Source organism: Vibrio sp. YIC-376 (genome assembly GCF_052353105.1).
Taxonomy (GTDB): domain Bacteria; phylum Pseudomonadota; class Gammaproteobacteria; order Enterobacterales; family Vibrionaceae; genus Vibrio.
Map to the genome: position 1 here is coordinate 1 of NZ_JBBWFK010000010.1, position 14,286 is coordinate 14,286.

Consider the following 14,286-nt stretch of genomic DNA (forward strand, 5'->3'; position numbering starts at 1 on the left):
CAGGAGGCGAACCGGGGGAACTGAAACATCTAAGTACCCCGAGGAAAAGAAATCAACCGAGATTCCGAAAGTAGCGGCGAGCGAAATTGGACTAGCCCTTAAGCTTTACACGCGTTAGACGAACGGTCTGGAAAGTCCGACGATACAGGGTGATAGTCCCGTAGTTGACGATGTGTGTTCAGTGAAATCGAGTAGGGCGGGACACGTGATATCCTGTCTGAATATGGGGGGACCATCCTCCAAGGCTAAATACTACTGACTGACCGATAGTGAACCAGTACCGTGAGGGAAAGGCGAAAAGAACCCCTGTGAGGGGAGTGAAATAGAACCTGAAACCGTGTACGTACAAGCAGTAGGAGCAGGCTTTGTCCTGTGACTGCGTACCTTTTGTATAATGGGTCAGCGACTTATATTCAGTGGCAAGGTTAACCATCTAGGGGAGCCGTAGGGAAACCGAGTCTTAACTGGGCGTTCAGTCTCTGGATATAGACCCGAAACCAGGTGATCTAGCCATGGGCAGGTTGAAGGTTGAGTAACATCAACTGGAGGACCGAACCGACTAATGTTGAAAAATTAGCGGATGACTTGTGGCTAGGGGTGAAAGGCCAATCAAACCTGGAGATAGCTGGTTCTCCCCGAAAGCTATTTAGGTAGCGCCTCGGACGAATACTACTGGGGGTAGAGCACTGTTAAGGCTAGGGGGTCATCCCGACTTACCAACCCTTTGCAAACTCCGAATACCAGTAAGTACTATCCGGGAGACACACGGCGGGTGCTAACGTCCGTCGTGGAGAGGGAAACAACCCAGACCGCCAGCTAAGGTCCCAAATTACTACTAAGTGGGAAACGATGTGGGAAGGCTCAGACAGCCAGGATGTTGGCTTAGAAGCAGCCATCATTTAAAGAAAGCGTAATAGCTCACTGGTCGAGTCGGCCTGCGCGGAAGATGTAACGGGGCTAAGTAGTAAACCGAAGCTGCGGCAATATCCTTTGGATATTGGGTAGGGGAGCGTTCTGTAAGCGGTTGAAGGTGTGTGGTAACGCATGCTGGACGTATCAGAAGTGCGAATGCTGACATGAGTAACGATAAAGGGGGTGAAAAACCTCCTCGCCGGAAGACCAAGGGTTCCTGTCCAACGTTAATCGGGGCAGGGTAAGTCGACCCCTAAGGCGAGGCCGAAAGGCGTAGTCGATGGGAAACGGGTTAATATTCCCGTACTTCTTACAATTGCGATGGGGGGACGGAGAAGGCTAGGTGGGCCTGGCGACGGTTGTCCAGGTTCAAGTGCGTAGGCTTGAGAGTTAGGTAAATCCGGCTCTCTCTAAGGCTGAGACACGACGTCGAGCTACTACGGTAGTGAAGTCATTGATGCCATGCTTCCAGGAAAAGCCTCTAAGCTTCAGATTGTAAGGAATCGTACCCCAAACCGACACAGGTGGTCGGGTAGAGAATACCAAGGCGCTTGAGAGAACTCGGGTGAAGGAACTAGGCAAAATGGTACCGTAACTTCGGGAGAAGGTACGCTCTCGACGGTGAAGTCCCTCGCGGATGGAGCTATTGAGAGTCGCAGATACCAGGTGGCTGCAACTGTTTATTAAAAACACAGCACTGTGCAAAATCGTAAGATGACGTATACGGTGTGACGCCTGCCCGGTGCCGGAAGGTTAATTGATGGGGTTAGACTTCGGTCGAAGCTCTTGATCGAAGCCCCGGTAAACGGCGGCCGTAACTATAACGGTCCTAAGGTAGCGAAATTCCTTGTCGGGTAAGTTCCGACCTGCACGAATGGCGTAATGATGGCCACGCTGTCTCCACCCGAGACTCAGTGAAATTGAAATCGCTGTGAAGATGCAGTGTACCCGCGGCTAGACGGAAAGACCCCGTGAACCTTTACTACAGCTTGGCACTGAACATTGACCCTACATGTGTAGGATAGGTGGGAGGCTTTGAAGCAAGTACGCCAGTATTTGTGGAGCCGTCCTTGAAATACCACCCTTGTAGTGTTGATGTTCTAACGTCGACCCCTCATCGGGGTTGCGGACAGTGCCTGGTGGGTAGTTTGACTGGGGCGGTCTCCTCCCAAAGTGTAACGGAGGAGCACGAAGGTGGGCTAATCACGGTTGGACATCGTGAGGTTAGTGCAATGGCATAAGCCCGCTTGACTGCGAGAATGACGGTTCGAGCAGGTGCGAAAGCAGGTCATAGTGATCCGGTGGTTCTGAATGGAAGGGCCATCGCTCAACGGATAAAAGGTACTCCGGGGATAACAGGCTGATACCGCCCAAGAGTTCATATCGACGGCGGTGTTTGGCACCTCGATGTCGGCTCATCACATCCTGGGGCTGAAGTCGGTCCCAAGGGTATGGCTGTTCGCCATTTAAAGTGGTACGCGAGCTGGGTTTAGAACGTCGTGAGACAGTTCGGTCCCTATCTGCCGTGGGCGTTGGAGAATTGAAAGGGGCTGCTCCTAGTACGAGAGGACCGGAGTGGACGAACCTCTGGTGTTCGGGTTGTGTCGCCAGACGCATTGCCCGGTAGCTAAGTTCGGGATCGATAACCGCTGAAAGCATCTAAGCGGGAAGCGAGCCTTGAGATGAGTTCTCCCTGATACTTTAAGTATCCTAAAGGGTTGTCGTAGACTACGACGTTGATAGGCAGGGTGTGTAAGCGTTGTGAGGCGTTGAGCTAACCTGTACTAATTGCCCGTGAGGCTTAACCATACAACACCCAAGGGGTTTTGATGGACTCAAAGCAAGAACAGAATTGAATGTGTCGAGAACACAACAACAGCTTTCCAGATTTTCTCTAGAAATAGAGAGTAAGAATTTGCTTGGCGACCATAGCATTTTGGACCCACCTGACTTCCATTCCGAACTCAGAAGTGAAACGAAATAGCGCCGATGGTAGTGTGGGGTTTCCCCATGTGAGAGTAGGACATCGCCAGGCTCCAATTTATTTTCACTTTTTCAAAAAGTGAAGACAAAAAATAGCAAAAAGCCCGCTAGAAATAGCGGGCTTTTTGCTATTTGTCCTTTCTGAAATTCACCTCTGAAGATTAATAAAACTTAATCTGCACACAACCGCCTCTTAATTATCAATCACGTATCCTCTCTTCAGAATTAAAAAACATGAGGATGAAACGTGAACATACTTGGATACTTACAGAAAGTCGGAAAAGCACTCATGGTGCCAATCGCTGTACTGCCAGCTGGCGGTTTAATGCTTGGCCTTGGTTATGCTTTGGACCCATCTGGTTGGGGAGCGAATAGCCCATTAGCCGCGATACTGGTTTATGGCGGTAAGGGTATTATGGATAACCAAGCTTGGTTATTTGCGGTTGGTGTGGCTTATGGATTAGCGAAAGATAATAATGGTGCTGCCGCTTTATCTGGGTTACTTGGCTTATTGATCGTCGAGATGATTGTTGGAAATACGGCGGTAATTTCACAGATCACGGGCGTCCCAGTTACAGAGATGAGCTCTTCTGAGGTTATTGCATCTGGAGCTGCCGTTAGCGCATTTACTGGGATCATGATGGGTATTGTGGCTGCCACTCTTTATAACCGTTTCCACACTATCAAATTTCCTGCTGCACTCGGTTTCTTTGGCGGTAAACGCTTTGTTCCGATAGTGACTTCACTTGCCTCGATACTCATCAGTATTGTTATGGTTTATGTGTGGCCTGCTGTCTATGGCTCTCTGGTTAACTTTGGTATCTCAATTTCTGAAATGGGAGCTGCTGGTGCCGGTGTATATGGCTTCTTTAACCGTTTGTTGATTCCAGTCGGTCTGCATCATGCTCTGAACCAGGTCTTCATTTTTGATCTTGTTGGTATCAATGATATTTCTAAGTTCTGGTCTGGTACGGGCGAGCTCGGTGTCACAGGTATGTACCAAGGTGGCTTCTTCCCATTTATGGGCTATGGATTACCGGCTGCGTGTCTGGCTATGTACCATTGTGCGAAGCCAGAAAACAAGAAAAGAGTTGGCGGTATTCTTGGAGCATCAGCGTTAACTGCAATTTTGACTGGTGTGACAGAACCGATTGAATTTGCTTTTATGTTTGTTGCTCCTGCTCTTTACGTTGTTCACGCCTTATTGGCTGCTCTTTCTCTATATATTGCCGCAAGCATGCAGTGGTTCGCTGGTTTCACATTTAGCGGCGGGTTAATTGATTTCATCTTATCTTTCAACTTACCACTGGCGATCAAGCCTTATATGCTAATCGTACAAGGTGTTTGCTTCGCATTTGTTTACTATGCGGTATTCCGATTCGCTATTGTTAAATTTGATTTGAAAACTCCTGGTCGTGAAGAAGTAGAGGTTGTGGTAAAGAGTGAGACTTCCACTAATACAAAAGCAGCTCAGTATCTGAAAGCACTGGGTGGCCATAGTAATCTTGCTTCTATCGACTCATGCATTACTCGCTTACGTTTAACTCTGAATGATATCTCAGTGGTTGATGAACGTACGCTCAAAGCCATCGGAGCGATGGGGGTCGTGAAAATTGGAGCGAATAACTTACAGGTCATTGTGGGTACTGAAGCGGAACAAGTCGCTCACGCGATGAAGCAAATTCCTGAGACGCAAGATCTCTCGGATGTTGTCGTTCCTAGTTTCTCCGTATAAAGGCACTTTTTACTAAGTTAAAGGCTGAGTATTTACTTAGCCTTTTTGTATTTATTTTTAACTATTCAAAATAGAGTCGAGCACGTAAACCTGGACTGTTATCACGTAAAAACAAGTGCGCGTTATGCAAATTGACCACAGCATCGACCAATGACAATCCTAAACCATTGCCTGATTCCGTGCGGCTTTGGTCTGCACGATACATTGGGCGGCAAACATACATTTTGTCGTAATCAGAAATTCCTATTCCAGAGTCAGCGATAACAACGCCAAAGCAGTCAGCAATAACTTCGATCTCTCCTCCATTGGGGGTGTATTTAACGGCATTTTCTAACAGGTTAAACACGGCTCGAAAAAGCAAAGACCGATCTCCAGTGACAACGCACGGAGTATCTTGTCTAAACGTTAATATCTGACTTTTTTCGTCGGCGACGGGAGAAATAAACTCCAGTGCATCTTGGGTGACTTTACCTAAATCAACACTTTCATTGCCGATATTCACTTGGCCACTGTTGAGCTTGGCAATTTCAAGCATGCTATTAAACAGAGACAGAATGAGTTCCAGTTCATCATAACAAGCCGAAAAACTGCTTACTTGGGATGGCGATAAATCGCTTTGGGCTAAGATGTCTTCTAAACGCAGTTTCAGCCTCGCCATTGGTGTTCTCATATCATGAGCAAGACCAGTGGTCAGTGATTTAAGGCTAGACTCGTTTTTGGCCATTTGCTCAATCATGAAATTGAGATGAATGGCTAAGATATCAAACTCATCGTCTTGGCGAGATACGGCAATCTTAACATTGGGCTCCCCGCACAGAACGCGATTCATGGCGTGATTCACTTTTTCTAATCGTTTGAGAATGAGTACAGTAAAAAATAGCGCAGATACGATCATGACAGCGGTAGGAAAAATGATGCCGGAGAAGACAATTGGGGTAAGTGATTTTCGGTACTCTTCTACCGCGCTTTTATCTACCCCGATCTCTAATTTTAGGTTTTTCCCTACCAGAATATTATGCCTGTTCACTTGCAGGTCGATGGGATAGTACTGGTGAAGGTTGTCTGATTCGTTGGTTTCAATGAGCTTGTAATAGAAAGGTGTCGCCGTCGCTTGTTTGGTTTTTAAAAGTTGTTCGACGTCTTCTCTACTTTGCCTGGCAGCAAAGTTGAATTCCAGAATTTCTTCGTTGAGTTGCCTGGTTAATTGCTTGTGGTGGAAATTGTTAGAGTCGCGATACACTTGATGTATGACGATAATATTGGTGATAGTGACGAGTAAAAAAAGGCTCACTAATGTTTTAAATACTGATGAACGGGTTAAGGCATAGTCATCGACGAAGGACATAGCCCACTCCTCTCACTGTGTGCAGTAGTCCTGTACATCCAGCTTCTTCCAGTTTACGGCGTAAGTTTGCAACGTGGACATCAATGACGTTAGTTTTAGGATCAAAGTGATAGCTCCAGATATTTTCGAACAGGCGCATTCGTGACACCACTTGTTCGCTATGTTCGATAAAGTATTGAATAAGCTGAAACTCTTTTGGTTGAAGGGCAATCTCTTGTTGATTACAGGTCACTTTGTGTGCTTTGAGGTCCACTTCCAAGCAGTGGTAATTTAGAATGTGTTGATTTGATGTTGGCCGATGAGTACGGTTGATGATGATATCAACCCGGGCAATTAACTCTGCAAGAGCGAATGGCTTAATTAAATAGTCGTCGCTGCCTGCCTGTAAACCGTCAACTCTATCATTTACGCTATCCATCGCGCTTAAAATCAGAACCGGGAGCTGCTCTTCCGCGGCTTTGATCGCTGCGAGTACTTTCATTCCGTCGAGATATGGCAGCATCCTATCTAAGATAATCAGCTGGTATTCCGAGCTGAGCGCCATCATTAACCCTTTCTTGCCGTCTTCGGCCTGGTCAACAATATAACCGTGTTCGGTCAGCCCTTTACTGACGAATTCTCTGGTCGTTGCATCATCTTCTATGATGAGTATTTTCACGGGATTTCCTCTGTTTTGAAATGTACTTTACTGGTGAAGTCAGGAGAGGGAAATATGAAAAAGTAGGCTCGCGTGACTAATGCGAGCCAACACGATTTAGGGGGATAAATCGTTAATATGTTGCCGTTTTTTATCTATAAATTGTCATGGAGAGTCTACAAAACCTTCTGTTGAGTAGACCTTTTGGAAAGATTAAAGATCGTTAATGTGTTTATTGAGCAATAAAACTGCCCTCGGCTAACTCCCATAACGCTTTGACTAATGAGTTTTCCAGTTGTGACCTTTTACAGCACACACCCAGTTGGAATGGTTTGATTGGGGCAAATGAGAGCCGCTGAATACTGTCTCGCACTGGGCTGTTATTAATGACCACATCAGGTGCAATACCGACACCACAACCTAACGCCACCATACTGACTATTGCTTCATGGCCAGAGATTTGCGCGTAGATGTTTGGTTTAATTTTCATCTTTTTAAACCAGGCATTGGCACGATCTCTTGCAGTTCCTGATTCAGGAACAATAAAAGGAATTTTGCTCCAGTCAGGCTTTTCTTTGTGTAGCTCCTCAACCCAGGAACTAATACCAATAGGTGCGATAACAGACAGGGGGATCTCACTGATGGTCGTGAACTCAACTTTAGATGAAAGGTTTTCTGGCATTGCTGAAATGGCAATATCGGCCTCATCATTCATTATTTTATCTATTGCTTGTGCGGGGTCGCCCGTCAGCAGTTTGAACTCAATATAAGGGTGTTTTAAGCGAAAAGAGTTGAGAAGTTGAGGCAAATGACTGTAGCTGGCAGTAACGGAGCAAAATAATCGGATTTCTCCTTTTAATACGTCGTCTTGCACATTTATCTGAGACTGAAACTGAGTCCAGTCATGCACCATTTTCATTGCGACAGGTAAAAACTTTTCACCCGCCGGCGTTAATTCTACGCTACGGTTATCTCTGACGAATAGAGGATGTCCTATCTCATCTTCTAATTTCTGAATCTGGCGACTTAACGCTGATGGGCTAATGTGCATCGCTGAGGCTGATTTACTAAAATTTTTGCTGTCACAGATATCAAGGAATAGTCGAATGGTTTTTATATTCATGAAATTGCCATGTTGCATTTTTTGCATTTACTAGTTGTGAATATATCACTTTAAGCAATCTAATGTCTGTTTTAGTATGAACTCATTCGGTGCAGAGCCACCGACCCTACGGAAAGACAATTACAGGAGCACCCTAATGGCTAACTATTTCAATACCCTAAACTTGCGTGAGCAATTGGACCAACTAGGTCGTTGTCGTTTTATGGATCGCAGTGAGTTTGCTTCAGAAGCAGACTACCTAAAAGGTAAAAAGGTAGTCATTGTAGGTTGTGGTGCTCAAGGCCTGAACCAAGGTCTAAACATGCGTGATTCTGGTTTGGATGTGTCATACGCACTTCGCCAAGCTGCAATCGATGAACAACGTCAGTCATACAAAAACGCAAAAGATAATGGCTTTAATGTAGGCAGCTACGAAGATCTGATTCCTCAAGCAGACCTTGTTGTTAACCTAACTCCAGACAAGCAGCACTCTAACGTTGTTGAGACAGTAATGCCATTGATGAAAGAAGGCGCTGCACTAGGTTATTCACACGGCTTCAACGTTGTTGAAGAAGGCATGCAGATTCGTAAAGACCTAACAGTTGTAATGGTTGCACCTAAGTGTCCTGGTACTGAAGTTCGTGAAGAATACAAACGTGGTTTCGGTGTTCCAACTCTGATTGCGGTTCACCCAGAAAATGACCCTAAAGGTGATGGTCTGGAAATCGCAAAAGCATGGGCTGCAGCGACTGGTGGTCACCGTGCAGGCTGTCTTGAGTCATCGTTCGTAGCGGAAGTGAAATCTGACCTTATGGGTGAGCAAACTATCCTATGTGGCATGCTACAAGCAGGTTCTATCGTATGTTACGAGAAGATGGTTGCAGAAGGCATCGACCCAGGCTACGCAGGTAAGCTACTACAGTACGGTTGGGAAACAGTAACAGAAGCACTGAAATTCGGTGGCATCACGCACATGATGGACCGTCTGTCTAACCCTGCTAAGATCAAAGCGTTTGAGCTTTCTGAAGAGCTAAAAGATCTAATGCGTCCACTTTACAACAAGCACATGGATGACATCATTTCTGGTCACTTCTCTAGCACTATGATGGCTGACTGGGCGAATGATGATAAGAACCTACTAGGCTGGCGTGAAGAAACTGGTGAAACTGCGTTTGAAAACTACCCAGCAACTGACGTTGAAATCTCAGAGCAAGAGTACTTCGACAACGGCATTCTAATGATTGCTATGGTTCGCGCAGGGGTTGAGCTAGCGTTCGAAGCAATGACAGCATCAGGCATCATCGATGAGTCAGCGTACTACGAGTCACTACACGAGCTACCGCTAATCGCAAACACAGTTGCTCGTAAGCGTCTGTACGAAATGAACGTAGTAATCTCAGACACTGCAGAATACGGTAACTACCTATTTGCTAACGTTGCAACACCGCTACTACGCGAGAAGTTTATGCCTTCAGTGGGTACTGACGTTATCGGTAAAGGCCTAGGTGAAACTTCAAACCAAGTTGATAACGCAACGCTTATCGCGGTTAATGAGAAGATCCGTAACCACCCAGTTGAGTACATCGGTGAAGAGCTTCGTGGGTATATGACTGATATGAAGCGTATCGCAGTAGGCGGCTAAATTACTGGCCTTAAGATTCCATTTCGGTGTCGAAGGTGCTCATTTACTATCGTAAACTCCGCGCCTTCTCCTAGAAGTGAAACCTTAATACTGCGTAATTTACATATTAAAAAGTAACGCAGTAAATACACTCCAGGCAGACTGGAGTCAATAAATACAAAAGTAAAACACAACATCTAGTAAAAAGGCTTGGTCGCCGTTGACCAAGCCTTTTTTATTTATGGCGAATTGTTGATTGTACAAAGCACAACACACATAAAAAACGCTTCCATCAGGGAAGCGTTTTAGGATTATTTATCAGCCAGCTTCTCTTCGAGCTCTGCTAATTTCTTTTCCATCTCAGTTAACTTCTGACGGGTACGAAGCAGAACCTGAGTTTGAACATCAAACTCTTCACGGCTTACGACATCAAGCTTATTAAGCTGGCCTTGAATTACTTGGCGAATTTTTTGATCGACATCCGCACCTAGCTCTTTCACTGGCGCAGGCATAGAGTCATGAATCTGCTTTGCGATTTGCTCTAATTTTTTTGGGTCAAACATACTGGTTAAAACTCCTTTTGATTTGTCCTCATTTTAAGTAATTGATACGGGAAAGTCGCTAGTTGGATGGCAAAAAATCGAGATAGGCAAGCAAACCTAAGGCAATAAAAAAGGCCACCGACGTGACCTTTTTGTATTTGCATGGAATTAGTGGTTATCCGCTATTCCTCGTTGTGCTGCTTTCGCTTCATCTACACGCGCCAGTTTTTCCAAATCTTTGTCTTCCACAAATACTGGAAGTGGCTTGTGTTTTTCAGCTAAGTAGCTGTAGATCACTGGCAGTACGAATAGGGTAAACAGAGTACCAATCGCCAGACCTGCAACGATAACAATACCGATACTAAAGCGTTGAGCCGCACCTGCACCTGTCGCGTACATCAATGGGATAAGACCCGCGATCATCGCTGCTGTTGTCATTAGGATAGGGCGCAAACGAACTTTCGCCGCCTCCATTACCGCTTCTGTCTTACTGAGTTTGTTGTGCAGTTGCTCTTCTTTCGCGACTTCACAGATCAAGATACCGTGCTTGGTAATCAGACCCACCAGTGTGATCAGACCAACCTGTGAGTAGATGTTCATCGACGCAGCACCCCACGCCAGAGCAATCAAGGCACCACATACTGCCAGAGGAACCGACACCATGATCACGATTGGGTCTTTCAGTGATTCAAACTGAATCGCCAGAACCAAGAAGATGATCGCTAACGCAAGACCAAACGTCGCGTAAAGTGCGCTACCTTCCGTCACAAACTGACGCGCTTCACCCATGTAATCGTGGTTGTAGCCGCTTGGCAGTTTCGTTTCAGCGATGTTCTCGAACCAGTTAATCGCATCACCCATTGCAGTGCTCGGCGCAGGTACCGCACCTACCGTCGCTGAGTTCAGCTGGTTGAAGTGAGGCAGTGAGCGTGGCTCGGCAATGACATCGATGGTTACGAGGTTGCTCAGTGGAACCGCGTTGCCGTCCGCTGCACGTACGTAGTAGTTATTCATCGACTCTGGGTTCAGACGCCACTTACGCTCTACCTGAGGGATAACTTCGTAAGAGCGACCATTAAGGTCGATACGGTTTACGTAGCCATCCGCCATCATCGTACTTAGCGTGACACCAATGTCTTGCATGGTTACGCCGTATGCACCGGCTTTGTCTTTATCAATGTTGATTTTCATCGTCGCCGAGTCGTAGTTCAGGTCTAGATCTGAATAGACGAACATCGGGCTAGATTTCACCTCTGTCAACACGTCAGTTGCGATAGCAAATAGACTCTCAAAGGCGTTTGGCGTGGTCAGAACAAACTGAATTGGCAGACCACTACCTGCGCCTGGTAGTTCAGGCATCTGGAACGCGGTTACCGCCATTCCCGGAACGTCTGCAACCAATCCACCTACACGGCCAGTTACTTCTGCTTGGCTAGCTTCACGCTCACTCCAAGGTACCATAGAGGCGATACCAAACGCCTGGTTTGAGTTTGGTACACCTGAGAACACCTGAGCAAATTGTACTTCTGGCTGATCAGACAGAATATTGTTTACTTGGTTCATGGTGTTCTGGATAAAGTCCAGGTTTGCGTTAGAGGGCGCTGTACCCATCAATACAACTACGCCTTTATCCTCAGACGGCGCTAGTTCGCTCGGGATGAATTTGAACAGCATTGGCAGGCTGGCAAATACAATCACAGCGAAGCCGATGACAACCGGGCGGTGCTGCATAACCGCACCCAGCATTTTCGCGTAACGGCCCGTCATGCGATCCAGTACGCTATGTACTTTTTGCTCAAACTTGCTTGGCTTTTGGTGAGCTTTAAGCATTTTTGAACACATCATCGGTGATAGTGTCAGTGCGACAATACCTGATACGAATACCGCACCTGCCAAGGTCAATGCGAACTCTTTAAACAGTGAGCCTGTGATGCCACCCATCAGCGCGATCGGAGCGTATACCGCACCCAACGTTAGTGTCATCGCGATAACCGGTACCGCAATTTCACGTGTACCTATGATGGCAGCGCGGAACGGTGACTCTCCGAGTTTAATGTGTCGGTCAACGTTCTCCAGTACTACGATTGCATCGTCTACTACCAAGCCGATGGCCAGTACCATCGCCAGCAACGTCATCAGGTTCCAGGAGAAGCCCATTGACTGCATTACCATCGCTACACCAATCAAAGAGAGTGGAATAGTAACGATAGGGATCACCACTGCACGGAATGAACCTAGGAACAGAGTAATCACAACCAGTACGATTATCGCCGCTTCAACGATGGTTTTGATTACTTCGTTGATCGACTCGTTGATCGCGATGGTTGAGTCATACAGCACATTCATTTTGATCGTGCTTGGTAAGTTCTGCTCAAGTTGTGGCAGCAGGTTGAGTACGTCAGCGGCGATGTTGATTGGGTTCGCACTTGGCGCGGCGTTTATCGCTGCAACCACGGCTTCCTGACCATTCGCACTTGCTCGGTATGAATCGTGACTCTTCTCTAATGTCACCTTCGCAATGTCGCTCAAGCGAGTCACATTACCGTCGTCGTTACTAACCACTAGGTTCTTCAGCTCATCGACATTCGATACCTGAGTATCGGCGCTGCCATTGTAAAGCACGAATTCACCGATCGCCTGACCCGTCGCAGACTGGTAGTTGTTTGCACTCAGCACACCCATTACGTCAGTCGCGGTAAGGTTAAACGCCGCCATTTTTGCCGGGTCTAGCCAAACACGAAGTGCGTATTTCATACCACCGTAAAGGTCTACTTTCGATACGCCGTTAACGGTAAACAACTGCGGGTTGATTACACGTTCAAGGTAGTCGGTGATCTGACTTGAAGACAGCTCGTCACTGGTGAAACCGATGTACAGTACCGCAGTTGTCGAACCCGTCGACATGGTTACTGTCGGATCTTCCGCTTCTTTAGGTAACTGAGAGCGGACCGAATTGGTTTTTGCCAATACGTCTGACAGAGCCGCATTCGGATCGGTATTCAACTTCATTTTCACGGTGATAGTGGATTTACCCAGCACCGATTGAGAAGTCATATAATCGATATTATCTGCCTGAGCGACGGCTTGCTCCAAAGGCTGAGTAATAAAGCCTTGGATAAGGTCGGCACTGGCACCGTAGTAACTGGTCGAAACTGTTACTTCCGTATTCGTCATTTCAGGGTATTCACGGACCTGCATTTTGAAGATTGCTTGTAGACCAAGCAATGCGATCAAAAAGCTGATCGATACCGCTAAAACCGGACGTTTAATAAAAACATCAGTAAAGCGCATGAAGCCTCCGATTACAGCATTGGTGTTTCAGTAGGTGGAGTAGTTGCATCGCTTTCTACTACACGAACCTTAGCGTCGTTACTTAAACGAACCTGGCCTGATGTTACAACGATATCACCTGGTTTCACGCCCTCAAGGATGTGTGCGATATCCTTAGTGCGTTCACCCACTTTAACCACTTGCTGTGTTACACGCTTTTCACCATCTTCTTCAGATACGATGTAGATGTTGTTACCGTAGAGTGTGTAAGTGATGGCTGTCTGTGGCAGAGTCACCTGGTTTGCAAGCTTAGGCAGGATGATATTCGCACGTGCGAACATACCACTACGTAGTTTTCCGTCGTTGTTTGGGATATCTGCTTGTACTTGGATCAGGCCACTCTGTACATTAACCGCTGGTTCAATCGCTGTGATTGAGCCTTTGAAGGCTATTTCTGGATATGCATCGACAAAAATATCGACAGCTTGGCTAATGTGGATACGAGAAATATCGGTTTGCGGCACGGTGAAACGTAGACGCATTACGCTGGTATCTTCAAGACGCACAATATCGGTACCCGTTTGTAGGTACTGACCTAAGTAAACATTACGAATACCGACAACGCCCGAGAATGGCGCTTTGATCTCACGACGGTCGATTGATGCTTTCAAGCTCTCGATATCTGCGAGAAGAGAAAAGTAATTCGCTTCTGCTTCATCATAAGACTCTTTAGAAATAGACCCTTTTTTGTAAAGGCCTTGGTAACGTTTGTATTTTGCTTCGGCTGCTGGCAGCTTCGCTTGTGCACTTTTTAGGTTGGCTTTCTCAACGGCCGAATCAAGAAGTACTAAATCTTGACCTTCTTTCACTTGAGTTCCTGATTCAAAAGCGATTTGGTCTATCACGCCACTCGTTTCGTTCGCTACCGTGACCCCTTGGTTTGGCTCGATAAAACCAATCGCTTCGATAACTGGAACCCAATCTACTGAGTGTACTTCAGTTACCGTTACTGGGAACTCAGGTTCCGGGCGATTCGCCATATATTCGGCAATCTTCTGTTGCTTGAATAAGTTGAAACCTATCACACTGCCAAACAGCAATATTGCGATAAGTAACATAAAGAAAGTCCACTTTTTCAT

The 14,286-nt window shown here is 46.4% G+C and carries 8 protein-coding genes and 2 rRNA genes; 4 read left to right on the forward strand and 6 right to left on the reverse strand.

Annotation, left to right across the window (positions count from 1 at the left end; translation table 11 throughout):
• The 3 genes from WJM94_RS17855 to nagE all read left to right on the forward strand — a co-directional run.
• Window positions 1–2,721 (forward strand): 23S ribosomal RNA (locus tag WJM94_RS17855); the annotation flags it as partial.
• A 109-nt stretch (window positions 2,722–2,830) separates the two neighbouring features.
• Window positions 2,831–2,947: ribosomal RNA gene (gene rrf, locus WJM94_RS17860) — 5S ribosomal RNA — on the forward strand.
• Between the two features lie 195 nt (window positions 2,948–3,142).
• A complete protein-coding gene (nagE, locus tag WJM94_RS17865) occupies window positions 3,143–4,630 on the forward strand; it encodes an N-acetylglucosamine-specific PTS transporter subunit IIBC (protein ID WP_444495552.1) in 1,488 nt (495 codons plus the stop codon).
• Between the two features lie 61 nt (window positions 4,631–4,691).
• Here nagE and WJM94_RS17870 read toward each other — a convergent pair whose 3' ends face one another.
• The 3 genes from WJM94_RS17870 to ilvY form a co-directional block, all read right to left on the reverse strand.
• Entirely contained in the window at window positions 4,692–5,975 is a 1,284-nt protein-coding gene (locus tag WJM94_RS17870) for an ATP-binding protein (RefSeq protein WP_444495553.1), read from the reverse strand.
• On the reverse strand, window positions 5,959–6,633 hold the full coding sequence (locus WJM94_RS17875) for a response regulator transcription factor (RefSeq protein WP_444495554.1): 675 nt from the start codon (window positions 6,631–6,633) through the stop codon (window positions 5,959–5,961). Before WJM94_RS17875 ends, WJM94_RS17870 begins: the two co-directional genes overlap by 17 nt.
• 211 nt (window positions 6,634–6,844) lie before the next feature.
• Window positions 6,845–7,735 (reverse strand): HTH-type transcriptional activator IlvY, encoded by an 891-nt coding sequence (gene ilvY / locus WJM94_RS17880; protein ID WP_444495555.1) that lies wholly within the window; start codon window positions 7,733–7,735, stop codon window positions 6,845–6,847.
• 136 nt (window positions 7,736–7,871) lie between these two features.
• Here ilvY and ilvC point away from each other — a divergent pair, with 136 nt between their 5' ends.
• Window positions 7,872–9,356 carry a ketol-acid reductoisomerase gene (gene ilvC / locus WJM94_RS17885; protein ID WP_444495556.1) on the forward strand — a complete coding sequence of 495 codons (1,485 nt, stop codon included), beginning with the start codon at window positions 7,872–7,874 and terminating at the stop codon, window positions 9,354–9,356.
• A gap of 290 nt (window positions 9,357–9,646) precedes the next feature.
• Here the strand turns inward: ilvC and ubiK are convergent, their stop codons facing one another.
• From ubiK to WJM94_RS17900, 3 genes are all read right to left on the reverse strand, one after another.
• Window positions 9,647–9,898, reverse strand: coding sequence for a ubiquinone biosynthesis accessory factor UbiK (ubiK, locus tag WJM94_RS17890; protein ID WP_140243043.1), 252 nt, complete (start codon window positions 9,896–9,898; stop codon window positions 9,647–9,649).
• Window positions 9,899–10,045: 147 nt separating this feature from the next.
• Window positions 10,046–13,168 carry a multidrug efflux RND transporter permease subunit gene (locus WJM94_RS17895; RefSeq protein ID WP_444495557.1) on the reverse strand — a complete coding sequence of 1,041 codons (3,123 nt, stop codon included), beginning with the start codon at window positions 13,166–13,168 and terminating at the stop codon, window positions 10,046–10,048.
• Window positions 13,169–13,179: 11 nt separating this feature from the next.
• Window positions 13,180–14,286, reverse strand: a complete 1,107-nt coding sequence (locus WJM94_RS17900) for an efflux RND transporter periplasmic adaptor subunit (RefSeq protein WP_444495558.1) — start codon at window positions 14,284–14,286, stop codon at window positions 13,180–13,182.

What these genes read in the sequence shown, in the direction of transcription:
- WJM94_RS17870 (WP_444495553.1), bottom strand. Translation starts at nt 5,975, where the DNA reads ATGTCCTTCGTCGATGACTATGCCTTAACCCGTTCATCAGTATTTAAA.
- ilvY (WP_444495555.1), bottom strand. Translation starts at nt 7,735, where the DNA reads ATGAATATAAAAACCATTCGACTATTCCTTGATATCTGTGACAGCAAA.
- ilvC (WP_444495556.1), top strand. Translation starts at nt 7,872, where the DNA reads ATGGCTAACTATTTCAATACCCTAAACTTGCGTGAGCAATTGGACCAA.
- ubiK (WP_140243043.1), bottom strand. Translation starts at nt 9,898, where the DNA reads ATGTTTGACCCAAAAAAATTAGAGCAAATCGCAAAGCAGATTCATGAC.
- WJM94_RS17895 (WP_444495557.1), bottom strand. Translation starts at nt 13,168, where the DNA reads ATGCGCTTTACTGATGTTTTTATTAAACGTCCGGTTTTAGCGGTATCG.
- WJM94_RS17900 (WP_444495558.1), bottom strand. Translation starts at nt 14,286, where the DNA reads ATGAAAAAGTGGACTTTCTTTATGTTACTTATCGCAATATTGCTGTTT.